Source organism: Curtobacterium sp. VKM Ac-2865 (genome assembly GCF_015350905.1).
Taxonomy (GTDB): domain Bacteria; phylum Actinomycetota; class Actinomycetes; order Actinomycetales; family Microbacteriaceae; genus Curtobacterium.
The window spans coordinates 268,991-284,635 of record NZ_JADKRZ010000004.1; the positions used below are offsets into that span (position 1 = coordinate 268,991).

The window sequence follows — 15,645 nt, forward strand, 5'->3', positions numbered from 1 at the left end:
ACGGAACCGCAAGACGGGCCTGTGGCAGGCTGTCCCGGTTGCCGAGTCCGCCGACGACAGGAGTGCCCGTGAACGACGTCCGCGACCGATCCCACCGCCTGAACCGGGTGGACGGGATCGCCCGACACGGACGCCTCCGTCGACACCGGCCGCTCGGCACCGCCGTCAAGGTGCTCTCCGGCGTGGTGGCCGTCGCGCTCGTCAGCACGGCGTCCGTCACCGCGATCGCGGCGAAGCAGGTCACCGACGACTTCGGCGAGGGTGTGCGCATCCAGGGACAGTCCGCGGCACCCCGGCCGCAGCAGCAGGCCGGTCCGACGCTCAGTGCCTTCGAGGGCGGGTTCACGATGCTCGTCGTCGGGACCGACAACGACCCCGAGCAGGGCACCCAGTACGGGGAGCGCGACGCGACCCTCAACGACGTCAACATCCTGCTGCACGTGTCCGCGGACCACACGAACGCCACCGCCGTCAGCATCCCTCGTGACCTGGTCACGCCGATCCCGGCGTGCGCGAAGCCCGACGGGTCCGGTTCGACGCCGGCCATGGCTGCCGAACCGATCAACGAGGCGTGGGGCGAGGGTGGGCTGAACTGCGTGGTGCAGACCGTGCAGGGACTCACCGGCCTCGACGTGCAGTACTCGGCGGCCGTGTCGTTCAACGGCGTCATCGAGATGTCGAACGCGATCGGCGGCGTGCCGGTCTGCGTCGCCTCGCCGATCCACGACCGCTACACCGGCCTCGACCTTCCGGCGGGGACGACGACGCTGCAGGGGTCGCAGGCGCTCGAGTTCCTCCGCACGCGACACGGAGTCGGCGACGGGTCGGACCTCGGACGGATCTCGAGCCAGCAGGTCTTCCTGTCATCGCTGCTCCGCACGGTGAAGGCGAACAGCACGCTGACCTCGCCACCGACGCTGTACAAACTGGCTCGCGCCGCGGCGTCGAACATGCAGCTGTCCGAGAGCCTGAACGACCCGCGCACCCTGGTCGGGATGGGTCGGGCGCTGCAGGACCTGCCGCTCGACCAGGTGAACTTCGTGCAGTACCCGGGGACGACCGGCGGCACGGGCGTCTACGAGGGCAAGGTGCAGCCCACGACGGAGCTGGCCGACGAGCTCTTCACCCGCATCAAGGCGGACGAGTCGTTCTCGCTCGGGGCGGGCAGCACGGGGATCGGCTCCGAGTCGGCCCCCGCCACCCCGAGTCCAGCGGCAGGGGCACCCGCGGCGCAGACCCCGAGCGCGCAGACCCCGAGCACCCAGAGCCCGGCCGCGCAGACCCCAGCGGCACCGGCCCCAGCAGCACCCGGGACCCCGGCGGCTTCCGGCACGCCGTCCGCTCCCGCCACCGCCGACACGCTCGACGGCCTGCAGGGGCAGTCGGCCGCGCAGCAGACCTGCTCGAAGGCCTTCGGCTCGTAGCGAGTGAGCACCCGCCCCGGAACGCGGAAGCGGGGACGCGGCCTGGGCCACGTCCCCGCTCCGGTCACTCCACGACGGCTGCCGGACATCGGGGGAGCCGTGCCGGGTCGAGGAGTGCTGCTGCGTGCTGTGTCGCGACGACGGGGACGAGCCCCGGAATGTGATGCCGCGTCTGGACGAGACTAACGACCGGGGTACGCCCCGACAAGACCAATGCGTCCCCACTTCGGGGGACCGGTCGTGCCGGTGCGGATTCCGGCTCGGCACGTGGGGTCGAGCGGCCCCGTGTCCTCCTGTATGGTGGTGTGTGCGTCCGCGAGGGCGCATGGAGACGTCGCATAGTCCGGCCGAGTGCACCACCCTGCTAAGGTGGAGTCCCCTTTAGGGGACCGAGGGTTCAAATCCCTCCGTCTCCGCACTCGCAGAAACGCCCCCGTCACGTCGACGGGGGCGTTTCCATGTCGCGGACGGGCGGATCAGCCCGCGGTCGAGTCGATCCAGCGCATCCAGCCCTCGAGCTGCGCCTTCGCGCTGTCGAGCGTGCTGTGCTGCCCGTTGACCTCGCCGCCCGTGGAGTGCACGGAGTAGCGGTCCGACCACGAGACGACGCCGACCAGGTCCGCCCCGGAGGAACCTTCCCAGCGGCCGTTGGAGGTCTCGGTCCAGAGGATGCCGTCGTGGAGGCTCATCGCGTGCACCTCGGCACGGACCATGCGGAGCGACCGCAGCACAGCAGGGCCGTCACGGTCCCGACGGGGACGGCGTGGCTGCGAGTGCGGGTGCGCGGTGACTGCATGGGGGCTTCCGGTCGGGCTGCGGACGATGAGATCGTTCCGGCGGCCGGGGTCCTGGGTCACCTGGCACTGACGGTAGTCGCCGCACATCCACGACGCACAGGCGACTGACATCACGCCAGGCGACCGACGTCGCGCCAGGCGACCGACACACGGACGATCGACACCGCTACCGTGACGACGTGTCCCGCCGCGCCGTCCTGCTGTCCTCCGCCGTCGTCCTCGTCGCCGTCGTGCTCGGCGGAGCCGTGGTCGCCCACGCGCGGACCGGTCACACGCTGGCGGTCGAGGCCTACACCGAACCCGGCGGGCCTGCCACCGCGCGGGTGTCGGCCGCGGCGCCGCACGTCGCCACGATCGGCATCGACGGCGTCACGATCGCCGAGGACGGCCGCGCGCTGAACGCCCCACCGGAGGGCATCGCCGCACTGGCCCGGACGGCGACCCGACGCGGGGCCGCCACCGAGCTCCTGGTCAGCAACTACTCCTCGGCGATCGGGGACTTCTCGCCGCGCATCGGGACGGCACTGCTCGGCTCGGCGGTGAACCGGGAGCGGGTCGCCGGCGACGTCGCGCGTCTCGCGGCACGCACCGGCATGGACGGCGTGCAGATCGACCTCGAGTCGCTGCGGGCCCGTGACCGACCGGGGCTGGTCGCGTTCGCCGCGGCGGTGCGGTCCGCGGTGCACGAGCAGCTCGGGTCGGAGGCGTCGGTGTCGATGGCCGTGATGGCCTCGACCGACGCGGCCGGGTTCCACGACACCGGCTACGACCTCCGCGGGCTGACGGAGCACGTCGACCGCTTCGTGCTCATGACCTACGACCAGCACGGCCCGTGGAGCGGCCCGGGCACGGTCGGTGCGCTGCCGTGGGCGACGACGGTGGTGCGTGCGGCGGAGCGGCAGGGGGTGCGGTCCTCGACGGTCGACCTCGGCGTCGCCGGGTACGGCTACGGCTGGGGCGGCGACGACGCGGACGCGCAGCTCACACCGTCCGCCGCCGCACGGGCAGCGGGGGAGCGCGCGCGGTGGTCCGACCGAGACGGCGAGTGGTCGGCACGGCTCGACGACGGGCGCGTCCTGCACTGGTCGGACGCCCGGTCCTACGCCGCCCGGACGGCGCTGGCGCGGCAGCTCGGGCTGCACGGTGTCGCGATGTGGTCCCTGAACACGATGGCGCTGCCGCGCTGAGGGCGCACGGAGTGCGCACACCGGACTGGAGGCGCGGCGCACCGCAGCCGGTCTGCGCACGTGATCCGGGCCTCCAGTCCGGCGCCCGTCCGTGATCCGCAGGTCGGTGACACATCCCCCGGTCCCTGTCACCGGGCCGATGTAGCATGCGCGGACATCCCCAACTCCGAGGAGACCTGCGTGCCGGAAGCCCCCGACCTCGCCTTCCCCGTCGACCGGGTGCGTGACGCCGGTGCCGCGATCATGTCAGCCGTCGCCACCGTCGTCGACGGCAAGACGGACGCGATCCGCACGGCGCTGACGGTGATGCTCGCGCAGGGCCACCTGCTTGTCGAGGACGTCCCCGGCGTCGGCAAGACCGTGCTGGCGAAGGCGCTCGGCGCCTCGGTCGGCGGGTCCGTGAACCGCATCCAGTTCACCTCGGACATGCTGCCGTCCGACGTCACCGGGGTGAACATCTTCGACCAGTCGTCCGGCACCTTCCGGTTCTCGCCCGGCCCGGTCTTCGCGAACGTCGTCATCGGCGACGAGATCAACCGCACGAGCCCGAAGACCCAGTCCGCCCTGCTCGAGGCCATGGCCGAGTCCCAGGTCACGGTCGACGGCGTCACGCGGCAGCTCGACTCGCCGTTCATGATCGTGGCGACGCAGAACCCCGTCGACATGGAGGGCACCTACCCGCTGCCGGAGGCCCAGCGCGACCGCTTCATGGCGCGCATCGCGATGGGGTACCCGAGCGTCGACGCCGAACGGCGGATGCTCTCCAACCGCGGCGGCAGCGACCCCCTCGAGTCCGTCCGGCCCATCGTCGACGTCGGCACGCTCCGCGCGATGACGGCGGCGGTGCACGCGGTCCACATCTCCCCGGACGTCGAGGCCTACATCATCGAGATCACCCGGGCCACGCGCACCCACCCGGACCTGGTGCTCGGCGCGAGCCCGCGGGCCACGCTCCACCTCGCCCAGGCCGCCAGGGCCCACGCGGCGCTGCTCGGCCGGCCGTTCGTCACGCCGGACGACGTCGCCGAGCTGGCCCCGGTCGTGCTGGCCCACCGGCTCGTCCCCGTCGCCCGCGGCCTCGGCGGCTCGACCGAGGACACCGCCCGCGAGATCGTCGTGCGCATCGTCTCCGAGACGTCCGTGCCCTTCACCGCGGCGCCCGTCCGGTCCTGATGACCCAGGCGTCCTCACCGCTCGCCCGTCGTGCGGGTGCCGCACAGTCGGTGCTCGCGCGGTGGACGCGTCGCGGGGCGTCGATGCTCCGGCGCACCCCGTTCCCACGGCCCACCGCCCGCGGCTGGACCGTCATCGCGGTCGGCATCGGGCTGATCGGCGGCGGACTCGTCGCGACCACCAGCGTCGCGGTGTCCGCGGGGATCCTGCTGCTCGTCCTCGTGGTGCTCGGTGTGGCGATGGCGTTCCTGGTGGCGGCACCGCTCCGGGGGAGCCGGACCGCGCCGCGGGCGACGGTGCAGGTGGGTGAGGTGTACCGCGAACGGATCACCCTGCGCGGCACGTCGGTCCCGATCGGCCCGCGCTCCACGCTCCTGGTGCGCGAACAGCTCGAGGACGCCTTCGCGAGCGTGTCCGACGCCGAGGCCTACGTGCAGGTCGGCCCGTCCGTCCCGCCCGCCGTGTTCGACGTCGAGGCCCTCGCGATGCACCGCGGCCGCAGCCTGGTCGGCCCGGTGACGATCCGCGTCGAGGACCCGTTCGGCCTGCTCCGCATCGACCGCCCGGTCGTCCCGGCAGAGGAGGTGGTGGTCGTGCCCGCGTCGACGGCGCTGTCCGCGATGGACACCGGCGCACTCGCCGGTGCCGTGTCCGCGGACGAGGGCCGCGTCGGCCAGGGCGGCTCGGCGGACGACAGCGAACTCCGGCCGTACCGTCCGGGTGACCCCATCCGCCGCGTGCACTGGGCGCAGAGTGCCCGTCGTGGCGAGCTGCACGTCCGCCAGACGGCCCAGGCGCAGCCACCCGAGGCCGTCATCGCGCTCGACCTCCGGCGCTCCTCGTACCAGGACCTCGGCCGCGACGAACTCGCCGAGCTGTCGGACCTGGGCGGGGACGCCGCCTTCGAGCACGCCGTCGTCGTCGCGGCCAGCGTCGCACGGGCGCTCGCCGCCAGGACCTCCCGCGTCGTGCTCGTCACCGACGACACCGTGACCCGCCACACCGGGGACGCCGGCGGGCTCACCGACGTGCTCGTCGGGCTCGCCGACGTCCGGGTCCGCAGCGACGCCCGCGCCGTCACCGACGTGCTGCCCGACGTCCGTGGCCGTGACGTCCACGGCATGACGGCCGTCGTGACCGGGCACTGCACGGTCGAGCAGGCATCGGCGCTCGTCGCCTCGACGAACGGGTCCAGCCGCGGCATCCTCGCCACGATCGTGCCGCCGGACCCGGTGGTCCGCGGGATCCTCGACCGTGGCGGGTGGCGCACCCTCGTCGTGCCGGTGACGCGGACCGGGGCGAACCGATGACCGCGCAGGACGTCCGACCCGGCGGACGCCCGGACGCCCGGGGCTCCGACCGACGCGTCGACGTGCGTGCGATCCTCGACCGCGCCGACGACCGCCCGGCCCCCGCCGCTGCCGTCGTCGCACTGGCGCCCGTGCCGGTGATGATCGCGGCGCTGGCCTTCCGACCGCTCGTGCAGGGCGTCGCGTGGTGGACATCCGCGCTGGTGATCGTCGTCGTGCTCGTCGGCGTGATGCTCGCCGTGCGTCGACGACCCGCCGGCGTCCGCTTCATCGCGCTCGTCTCGACGCTCATCGCGACGTCGTGCGCGGCCGCCCTGGTCAACGACATCCAACCGCTCGGCTGGCTGGACGGCGACGGCGCCCTCGGGCAGACCATCGCCGCGATCCGGCTGAACCCCGCGCCGCTGCCACAGACCGACCCGATCCGCCTGGTCGTCACCGTCGCGATCGCCTGGGTGGCAGCCGCGTCGCTGTTCCTGGCGACGATCGCTCCCGCAGCCGCCCTCGCCGCCGCGCCGGCCCTCGTGATCCTCATCGTGCCGGGCGTCGTCACGGGCACCCCGGCGGGCACCGGCCTCGTGGTCGCCGTCGGACTGGCGTTCCTCGCCCTGCTCTGGCTGTCGGTCCGTCCGGTGCAGCGGGCGCTCCCGGCGACGGTGGTCGGTGCGGTCGCCCTCGTCGTCGCCGTCGGCCTGCCGTCCGTCGTGCCGTTGAACGCGAGCTGGCTGTCCGGGGTCACCGGGGCGATCCAGTCGCCGATCCTGCCCGGTCGCCCCGGAACGCTCCTCAACCTCGGCCAGGACCTCCGCCGGCCGAACGAGCTCGAGGTCTTCCGGTACCGCACCTCGGACGGGCAGCCGGAGTACCTCAAGCTCGCCGACCTCGACGAGTTCGGCACGGGCGACTGGGTGCCGACGGCGACCGACGTCAGCAACGCCCCGACCGCCGACCAGCAGCAGTGGGCGGTCGGTGTGAACCCCCGGCTCGCCAGCCGCGGCGACGTCACCGTGCAGATCACGGGCCTGTCGAGCAACTACCTGCCGGTGCCCTCGGGCGCGGTGTCGATCGAGTCGAAGTCGACGAACCTCGAGCTCGACCAGTGGCGGTGGATGAACGGCTCGAACACGGTGCGCTCGACCGGTCCCTCGACCCGCAGGGGCGCCACGTACGAGGTGTACGGCGCCTCGACCTTCGCGAACGCCTACCTCGACGCCGTGAACGCCTCGGGTCGGCTCGCGGGGTTCGAGGGCCGCGGATGGCCCACCCCGTCGGGCGGCGAGCTCCGCTCGGACCGGACGTTGCCGAAGGACCTGCCGAAGAGCATCAGGACGACCGCGGCCCGGGTGGCGGGGGGCGGACTGACCGACTACGACAAGGCCCGTTCGCTCGAGCAGTGGTTCCGCAGCGACCTGTTCACGTACTCCGAGACGGCCCCGGTCGAGCAGGGCTACGACGGCGACAGCATGGACGTCGTCGCGAAGTTCCTGCAGGTCCGCCAGGGGTACTGCGTGCACTTCTCCTCCGCGATGGCCGTGATGGCCCGGACGCTCGGCATCCCCTCGCGCATCGCGGTCGGGTACCGGGCCGGCGGCACCGCGGTCGACGGCGAGTACACGGTGTCGAACCGGCAGCTGCACTCGTGGCCCGAGCTCTACATCAAGGGCGCCGGCTGGGTCGCCTTCGAGCCGACGCCGGACTCCGACGAGGCTGCCAGCACCGCACCGCAGCCCTCCGCCAGCCCGACCGCGGCCACCCCGGAGACTCCGCTGCCCGCGCCGAGCGACCAGGCCACGCCGTCGTCCTCGGCGAGCCCCACCCCGAGCGCCTCGGCCGAGGCCGGTGCGTCCGGCGCTCCGGGCTCCGGGGGGAGCGGCCCGTGGGGCATCGTGCTCGGCATCCTCATCGCCGCCGCTGTCCTGCTCGCCCCCGGGCTCGTCCGAGCGGCGCGTCGACGCTCGCGCCTCGGTGCCGTCGCCGCGGGGCGGGCGCCGGCGGTGACCGCGTGGCGCGAGCTGGTCGACGACGTCGCCGACCACGGCTACGCACCAGGGGCCGCTGACGCCGGCGACGCCTCGGCTGCGGCACGGACAGCTCGGTCGGTCCTCGGACGCCTGCGGTCCAGCGTTCCCGCGTCGGTGCTGCCCCTCCTCGAGCGGGTCGTCGACGCCGTCGACCAGGAGCGCTACGCGCCGTCGGGTGCGGTCGACGGGGCAGCGCTCGTCGCCACCCTCCGGGAGGCCCGGGTCGCCCTCGACGCATCGGTCCGGCTCCCGCAGCGGGTCCGGTCGCGCCTGCTCCCGCCGAGCCTGACGCCCGCGTCGACCTGGTCGCACGAGGGTCGCCGGCGCCGCACCGCCTAGCGGCGGCGCCGAGGCCGCACCGCCTAGCGGCGGCGGCAGCGGGGGCGTGCCCGCTACTGCCGGGCGCCGGTTCTCGTTCGCGATGATGACGAATCTGGTCCGCAGAACTCGGGGGCCGAGAACCGGATCCGTCACGGAGCGAAGTGGAAACCGTCCGCCCGGGTGACCCGCGCGGGGCACCCGCGACTGGTGCGAGCTCGACCACGTGGTGCGAGCTCGACCACGTGGTGCGCCGCTGTCAGCCCGCACGGCGTGGTCGACCTCGCACGGGCTGGGGGAGCGCGCACGGTGCGCGGTCGCGCCTCCGCGGCGGGATGACGTCGGGCCGCAGCGTGGATCAGCGTCGGACGCCGGTTCGTGTTCGCGACGATGACGAATCTGGTTCGCAGAACTCGGGGATCGAGAACCGGATCCGTCACGGAGCGAAGTGGAAACCGTCCGCCCGGACAGTCCCGCGCGGGCACTTGCGCGTGGTGCGAGCTCGACCACGTGGTGCGCCGCTGTCGGCCTGCACGGCGTGGTCAACCTCGCACGGGCTGGGGGAGCGCGCACGGTGCGAGGTCGCGCCTCCGCAGCTGGGTAACGTCGGGCCGCAGCGTTCACCGGCGTCGGGCGCCGGTTCCTGTTTGCGATGATGACGAATCTGGTTCGCGGAACACGGGGGCCGAGAACCGGATCCGTCACGGAGCGAAGTGGAAACCATCCGCCCGGACAGTCCGGCGCGGGCATTTGCGCGTGGTGCGAGCTTGCCCACGTGGTGCGCCGCTGTCGGACGGCACGGGGTGGTCAACTTCGCACGGGCCGAGGGAGCGCGCACGGTGCGAGGCCGCGCCCGTTCGGCGCGCCACCGCCCGGCACCGCGCTCGCACCCGTCCGGCGCACGACTGCCCGGCACGACCGCCCGGCACGACCGCCCGACGCACCCGCCCAACGCGACCGCCCGGCGCGACCGCCCGGCGCCGCGGCCGGACCCCGCGTCAGCGGCGCCGGATGACCGCCTCGACGAGGGTGGCGACGAGCTCGCCCGGGTTCGCGTCGTCGAGCGCCGGGGCGTCGAACACGGTGCCGACGTTCGCGGCGATGAGCAGCGTCGAGAGGGTGTCGAGCGGCATCCCCGGGTCGATCCCCGGGTGCGCGCCGAACCACAGCCGCACCAGTCGTGCGACGCCGTCCTGCAGCACCCGGCGCTGACGGACGAACTCGGGCATCGACTCCGGGTGCCGCAGGGCGTAGCCGCGGAACTCCGACAGCAGCGCGAACTGGGCGCTCTGGTCGTGCTGGCCGAACGCGGCGCGGACGACGTCACCGATGTCCGCCGCCGGGATGTCGGCGTCGACCAGGTCGTCCAGCGCGCCGAGCACCAGGTTCGTCGCGCGCTGCATCACCTGCGCGACGAGGTCCTCCTTCGAGGAGAAGTTCGAGTAGACCGCGCCCTTGCTGAACCCGGCACGGGCGGCGACGTCGTCGAGCCGGGCCTCGTGCACCCCGTGTTCGGCGATCGCGTCGGCACCGGCTGCGAGCAACCGTGCCCGGACCTCGGCACGCGGGGTCCTGGTGGTGGCGGGGGTGTCCTCGTCGCTCATGTGGTCCTGGTTCGACGGAGCCCGGAGGTCCGGCCGGGCGGATCTGCTGGTGGAACACGTCCACCATGGCATGAGCGGTGCTACCCCGGGGACCTGCCGCACCGCGCGTCTGATCGCGCGCGGCGCGGTGGAGCCCCCATCGGCTGCACACCCCGGACGACGTGTCCCAGTCGGTACCGCCACGTTCGGGTCGTGCCGGTACTCGACCACGGCTGCGTGACCGAGGCGAGGTGCGCCGGAGAACTCGATCCCCGGCGGTATCGATCGTACGCCGATCCCGCCGTACCTGACAAGCGGTCATGGTTCCTGGGTCGGCGTCGACCCGTCCGGTCGGGGACGCCCCGTCCCGGTGCGCCGTCCTGGACGACGCAACAGTCGCACAGCGTCCGGTCGGAGCCCGCGCCCGCGGCGGAGCAGCGAGGCCAGCGTGGACTGCGGCTGCCAGTCGCGGCCGTTCGGCAGGCCCCAGCCCCACCGCACGGCCCCCCAGCGGAGCAGCAGCGAGAGCACGACGGCGGCGACGATGCCGATCGTCGGGGACCCGAGCGCGGACGCACCGACCATCACGGCTGACGCGGCGACCGCGACGGAGGCGTACAGGGCGTTGCCGCCGAACACCGCCGGCACGCGCCGCAGCAGCAGGTCGCGCCCGACCCCACCGCCCACCGCGGTGATCGTGCCCATGATGATCGCGGCGGGCCACTCCAGCCCGGCGTCGAAGGTGCGCTGGACCCCGACCACCGCCCAGAACCCGATGACGGCAGCGTCGAGGAAGGTGAAGAGCCGGTCCCACCCGCGCTCGGAGAACGACACGAGGAACGCGACGAGGGCACCGGCCACGGCGACCGGCACGTAGAGGGGGTCGGTCAGGGCGACGGGCGGGCCGTTCTGCAGCAGGACGTCGCGGAGCATGCCGCCGCCGAGGCCCGAGACGAACCCGACGACGAGGAACCCGAACAGGTCGAAGTCCATCGACCGGGCCACCGCGCCGCCCAGCAGCGCCGACGCGAAGACCCCGGCGAGGTCGAGCACGTTCGTCACCGCGGCGAGGCCGTCGACCGAGAGCAGGTTCATGAGAACCATCAAACCCCACGCCGACCCGCTCGACGGGAGCAGTGAGGTAAGGCTAGCCTTGCCTTCGTCATGCTCGCCACACTCGTCATCGGTCTCCGTGAAGGCCTCGAAGCCACGCTCATCGTCGGCATCATCGCCGCGTTCCTGCGCCGCAACCGGGTGCCGCTCGCGCCGATGTGGCTCGGGGTCGGCGTCGCCGTGCTCATGAGCATCGGGGTCGGCGTCGGGCTGCAGGCCGTCGAGCAGGCGCTGCCGCAGGCCCAGCAGGAGGGCATGGAGGCGGTCATCGGCATCGTCGCCGTCGTCTTCGTCACCGGCATGATCGTCTGGATGCGCACCCACGCGCGCACGCTGAGCAAGGACCTCGAGGCCAGCGCCACCGCCGCCCTCGGCCGCGGCACCGCGTGGGCCCTGGCCGGCATGGCCTTCCTCGCCGTCCTCAAGGAGGGCTTCGAGACCTCCGTCTTCCTGCTCGCCACGTTCCAGGCGTCGAGCGACACCGGGCTCGCGGCCCTCGGCGCGGTGGTCGGCATCGCCGCGGCGGTCGTCGTCGGCTACGGTATCTACACCGGTGGCGTGCGGCTGAACCTCGCGAAGTTCTTCACCGGCACCGGCGTCTTCCTGGTGTTCGTCGCCGCCGGCCTGGTCCTGACGGTCCTCCGCCGCGCGCACGAGGCCGGCTGGGTCGTCATCGGTCAGCAGCGCACCGTCGACCTCAGCTGGCTCGCCCCGAACGGCTCGGTGCAGGGCGCCCTCGTCACCGGCGTGCTCGGCATCCCGCCGGACCCGCGTGTGATCGAGGTGCTCGCCTGGTCCTGCTACGTCGTCCCCGTCCTGGCGCTCTCGCTCTGGCCGCGCGTGTGGCGTCCGGCTCCGCGGCGTGTCCCGGCCCTGCGCATCGGCGTCGCCGCCGTGCTCGCCGTCGCGGCAGCGGCCCTCGCCGTCGCCGTCCCGACCGGCGGTGCCCACCTGCCCTCGACCGTCCCGGTCAACGGCGACGCCACGTCCGTCTCGGCCGAGGTCCACGGAGCGACCGCCGTGCTGAACAGCCGGGGCCACGGCCAGGAGGCTCGGGTCGACCTCCCGGCGTCGACCCACCGCAGCGTGACCCGCGCCGGTGCGACCGCGGACCGCTGGCGCTCCACCACGAGCGGTGGTACCAGCGGTGAGCCGTCGAGCCTGACGCTCGACGACCTGGTCGGCCTGTTCGGCCGCGTCCCCGTCGGCATCTCCCCGTCGACGAACCCGGGCCCGTTCCGGGCCCGCTGGTCCACGTCGCAGACCGTCACCCTCTGGGCCGTCGGGGGTGGGGTCCTGGACGCGACCAGCTCGGAACGGTCCGTGCTCACGCTGACCGGTGGGGGCCTCCCGTTCGCTCGCACCACGACGCTCGACCGCAGCGTGTACGCGGTGCCGACGTCCCGCGTCCGCGCGAGTGCCACGGCCGTCACCGCGGCCGACACCCGGTCGGCGGAACTGGCGCTCTGGGGTGCCTGGCTGCCGATCGCCCTCGGGATCGCGGCCGCGACCCAGCTCGCCCTCGCACTCCGTGACCGTCGTCGCCTGGCGACCCCCGTTCCCCACCGCCCAGCACCACCCGTCCCCGCCCGCGGCCCGCCCGCCGGGGACCCGACAAGGAGCACCGCCCATGCCGTTCGGTAAGCAGACCGCACGACCCCTGATCACCCTGGGCGCCCTCGGCGCCGTGACCGCACTCGCCCTCACCGGGTGCGCGTCCACCTCGTCGTCCGCGACGGACGACGCCACCGACTCCGGCAAGGTCGCCCGGGTGTCGATCACCCTGACGAACGACGGCTCCGACGCCTGCGCCGTGTCCACCACGAAGGTGCCGGCGGGGCCGGTGACCTTCACCGTGAAGAACGAGTCGTCCACCGCCATCACCGAGGTCGAGCTGCTGCAGGACCAGCGGATCTTCGGCGAGAAGGAGAACCTCGCGCCGGGCCTCGCAGCGGTGTCCTTCACGAGCACCCTCGGCGGCGGGAAGTACCAGGTGTACTGCCCCGGCGCCGAGCAGGAGATGACGGACCTCACCGTCACCGGCAAGGTCGCGTCGACCAAGGGCAGCAGTGCAGCGTCGCTGCTGGCGGACGGTGCCACCGGGTACTCGAAGTACGTCGACGCGCAGGTCAGCGACATGGTGACCGCCGTGAAGCAGCTGCAGACCGACGTCGACGCCGGTGACCTCGACGCCGCCAAGCAGGACTACGCCGAAGCGCGGCCGTACTACGAGCACGTCGAGAGCGACGTCGACGGCTTCGTGAAGAAGGGCTTCAAGGCCACGGACAACGCCGGCAACCTCGACTACCTGATCGACATGCGGGCGTCGAACCTCGACCCGGCCGTCGGGTGGAGCGGGTTCCACGCCGTCGAGCGCGACCTGTTCGAGAAGGGCGCGATCACCGCGTCGACGAAGGACCTGGCCGGCGACCTGACGACGAACGTGGAACTCCTCGCGAAGCTCGTGCCGACCCTGGACTACAAGCCGGAGGACCTCGCCAACGGCGCCGCCGGCCTGCTCGAGGAGGTGCAGTCGAACAAGATCACCGGTGAGGAAGAGGCCTACAGCCACATCGACCTCGTCGACCTCGCCGCCAACGTCGAGGGCGCACGGCAGGCCTTCGCCTACCTCAAGCCGGGCCTGACGAAGACGGACCCGACGCTGACGAAGCAGATCGCGACGCAGTTCGACACGACGAACACGATGATGGACGGCTTCCGGAACGCGGACGACCTCGGCGGCTTCGACAGCTGGACCGACGCGACGAAGTCCGAGCACGCCAACGCGATCTCGCAGCGGGTGCAGGCACTGCAGGACCCGCTGTCCCGCCTGGCCGAGAAGGTCGCCACCGCGTGAGCGAGGGCGTCTCCCGCCGGGGTCTGCTCGGCGTCGGGCTCGCAGCAGCGGGTGCCGGGGTCGGGGCGGCTGCGGGCATCGCCGGAGCCGCCGCGGCCACCGGGGTGAACCCGTTCCCGGCTGCCGCGAACGGCGACGAGTCCATCGACCTGTCGACCAGCCACCCGTTCTACGCGACGGCAGCGCGGCAGCCGCAGGGCGGGATCCGCACGGTGCCGCAGCGGTACTGCGTCGTCATGACCTTCGACCTGTCGACCTCGGTCGCGACGGACCTGCAGGTGCTGCTCGCCCGGTGGTCGGCGTCGATCGCGCAGCTCCAGGCCGGCGCGACCGTGGGCTCCGTCGAGCCCGCACACGGCGACGGCGTCGGGGCGGACACCGGCGAGGCGCTCGACCTCGGCCCGGCGTCGCTCACGGTGACGGTCGGCCTCGGCCCCGGGGTCTTCGACGAGCGCTTCGGGCTGGCGTCGCAGCGTCCGGCGAAGCTCGCGGACATCCCCGCACTGCCGAGCGACCGGCTGCAGGACGAGCTGAGCGGCGGCGACCTGTCCCTGCAGGCCTGTGCCGACGACCCCCAGGTGGCGTACCACGCGGTCCGCGACCTGGCCCGCATCGCCCGGGGCACCGCGACCGTGCGGTGGACCGTGATGGGGTTCGGCCGTGCCTCGGCCGGCCCGTCGCAGACGACCCCGCGCAACCTGATGGGCTTCAAGGACGGCACCCGCAACATCACCACCGACGAGGACTACGACCGCTTCGTGTGGCTCGACCGTTCCGCGGGGTGGATGGCAGGTGGGACCTACCAGGTCCTCCGGAAGATCCAGATGAACATCGAGATCTGGGACGCCGACGTCGTCAGCGACCAGCAGCGGGTGTTCGGGCGGACGAAGATCGAGGGCGCACCCCTGTCCGGAGGCTCGGAGCACACGACGCCGGACTTCCACGCGCGGGTTGCGGGCGCGTCCGGCGCGACGAAGATCGACGCCACGTCGCACGTGGCACTCGCGGCGCACGAGAACAACGACGGGGTGAAGATCCTCCGGCGCCCGTACAACTACACGGACGGGCTGAACCAGTACGGCCAGCTCGACGCCGGGCTGCTCTTCGCCGCGTACGTCAACGACCCGGACCACTTCACGCGGATCCAGCGACGCCTGGGCGCGGTCGACCGGTTGAACGACTACGTCGCCCACATCGGGTCCGCGGTGTTCGCGGTGCCGCCGGCGCCCCGGAAGGGGTCGTACATCGGCGAGCAGCTGTTCCGCTGAGGAGGCATTCTTCGTGCTGCCGCACTGCCGTGCTGCCGGGACCGACTTCTCGGATTCGGCGATGACGGATCCGGTTCGTGGACCTCGGCGATGACGAACCGGATCCGTCACGACCAGGAAGTGGAAGGGTGTCCTCCGTCGTTTCCCTGGAGACGGAGGACACCCGCGCCGCGGAGTCTTGTCGGGCGGAACCACCGTCCGACGTGAGAGGCGACCCGGCGCGGCGCGTCGCTGTGCGACAAGCCTGAGATTACCCGCCGAACCCCCGAAAACACAGTGCATGTCCGGCACGCGTCGGGGGTCCCTGCGCGGGAGGGGTCGTCGTCACACGGGTGCTCCGCTGCGGGTCCGGCTCGGGGCCAGCTCGGGGCATGCTCGGGCTTGCGCTGCTGGTGTTGGTCGTGGCGGGGTCGTGATCGTGGAGGTGAGACGCCCCCGTGTCACTTCGAGACACCGGTGTCTGCGTGAGACGCCTCCCGAGGGTCGAGACGCCGCAGTCTTCGGCGGCGTCTCGAGCGGTGGCCGGTGTCTCGCGCTGACGGGGGTGTCTCGCGCGCGGCCGAAGGAGTTCGGGGAGCCGAGACGCCGGTGTCC

At 73.0% G+C, this 15,645-nt stretch carries 11 protein-coding genes and 1 tRNA gene; 9 read left to right on the plus strand and 3 right to left on the minus strand.

Annotated features, from left to right (window positions below):
- Positions 1 to 68: 68 nt before the first annotated feature.
- Both ITJ54_RS12030 and ITJ54_RS12035 read left to right on the plus strand, forming a co-directional pair.
- A complete protein-coding gene (locus ITJ54_RS12030; protein ID WP_194628562.1) occupies positions 69 to 1,424 on the plus strand; it encodes an LCP family protein in 1,356 nt (451 codons plus the stop codon).
- 327 nt (positions 1,425 to 1,751) lie between these two features.
- Positions 1,752 to 1,840: transfer RNA gene (locus ITJ54_RS12035), tRNA-Ser, on the plus strand.
- Between the two features lie 60 nt (positions 1,841 to 1,900).
- Here ITJ54_RS12035 and ITJ54_RS12040 read toward each other — a convergent pair.
- Positions 1,901 to 2,113, minus strand: a complete 213-nt coding sequence (locus ITJ54_RS12040; RefSeq protein WP_194628563.1) for a hypothetical protein — start codon at positions 2,111 to 2,113, stop codon at positions 1,901 to 1,903.
- Between the two features lie 287 nt (positions 2,114 to 2,400).
- On the opposite strand from ITJ54_RS12040, the gene ITJ54_RS12045 reads away from it, so the two are divergent.
- From ITJ54_RS12045 to ITJ54_RS12060, 4 genes are all read left to right on the plus strand, one after another.
- The gene (locus ITJ54_RS12045; protein WP_194628564.1) at positions 2,401 to 3,408 is read left to right on the plus strand and encodes a glycosyl hydrolase family 18 protein; all 1,008 of its coding nucleotides are present in this window, start codon (positions 2,401 to 2,403) and stop codon (positions 3,406 to 3,408) included.
- Between the two features lie 243 nt (positions 3,409 to 3,651).
- Positions 3,652 to 4,581: an AAA family ATPase gene (locus ITJ54_RS12050; protein ID WP_194628800.1), complete on the plus strand. Its 930-nt coding sequence runs from the start codon at positions 3,652 to 3,654 to the stop codon at positions 4,579 to 4,581.
- Positions 4,581 to 5,891, plus strand: coding sequence for a DUF58 domain-containing protein (locus ITJ54_RS12055; protein ID WP_194628565.1), 1,311 nt, complete (start codon positions 4,581 to 4,583; stop codon positions 5,889 to 5,891). The genes ITJ54_RS12050 and ITJ54_RS12055 overlap by 1 nt, the downstream gene beginning before the upstream one ends.
- Positions 5,888 to 8,251, plus strand: coding sequence for a transglutaminaseTgpA domain-containing protein (locus ITJ54_RS12060; RefSeq protein WP_194628566.1), 2,364 nt, complete (start codon positions 5,888 to 5,890; stop codon positions 8,249 to 8,251). The genes ITJ54_RS12055 and ITJ54_RS12060 overlap by 4 nt, the downstream gene beginning before the upstream one ends.
- Positions 8,252 to 9,228: 977 nt before the next feature.
- On the opposite strand, the gene ITJ54_RS17940 is transcribed toward ITJ54_RS12060, so the two are convergent.
- Both ITJ54_RS17940 and ITJ54_RS12070 read right to left on the minus strand, forming a co-directional pair.
- Entirely contained in the window at positions 9,229 to 9,834 is a 606-nt protein-coding gene (locus ITJ54_RS17940; protein ID WP_228509311.1) for a TetR/AcrR family transcriptional regulator, read from the minus strand.
- 297 nt (positions 9,835 to 10,131) lie between these two features.
- Positions 10,132 to 10,908, minus strand: coding sequence for a trimeric intracellular cation channel family protein (locus tag ITJ54_RS12070; protein ID WP_194628568.1), 777 nt, complete (start codon positions 10,906 to 10,908; stop codon positions 10,132 to 10,134).
- Between the two features lie 69 nt (positions 10,909 to 10,977).
- Here ITJ54_RS12070 and efeU point away from each other — a divergent pair, with 69 nt between their 5' ends.
- Genes efeU through ITJ54_RS12085 form a run of 3 tightly spaced genes read left to right on the plus strand, consistent with a single transcriptional unit; the run spans position 10,978 to position 15,051 of the window.
- Complete coding sequence (efeU, locus tag ITJ54_RS12075; protein ID WP_194628570.1) at positions 10,978 to 12,570, plus strand: iron uptake transporter permease EfeU; 1,593 nt, start codon at positions 10,978 to 10,980, stop codon at positions 12,568 to 12,570.
- Positions 12,557 to 13,783 carry an iron uptake system protein EfeO gene (efeO, locus tag ITJ54_RS12080; protein ID WP_194628572.1) on the plus strand — a complete coding sequence of 409 codons (1,227 nt, stop codon included), beginning with the start codon at positions 12,557 to 12,559 and terminating at the stop codon, positions 13,781 to 13,783. Before efeU ends, efeO begins: the two co-directional genes overlap by 14 nt.
- Positions 13,780 to 15,051: a Dyp-type peroxidase gene (locus ITJ54_RS12085; protein ID WP_194628574.1), complete on the plus strand. Its 1,272-nt coding sequence runs from the start codon at positions 13,780 to 13,782 to the stop codon at positions 15,049 to 15,051. The genes efeO and ITJ54_RS12085 overlap by 4 nt, the downstream gene beginning before the upstream one ends.
- Positions 15,052 to 15,645: the final 594 nt, after the last annotated feature.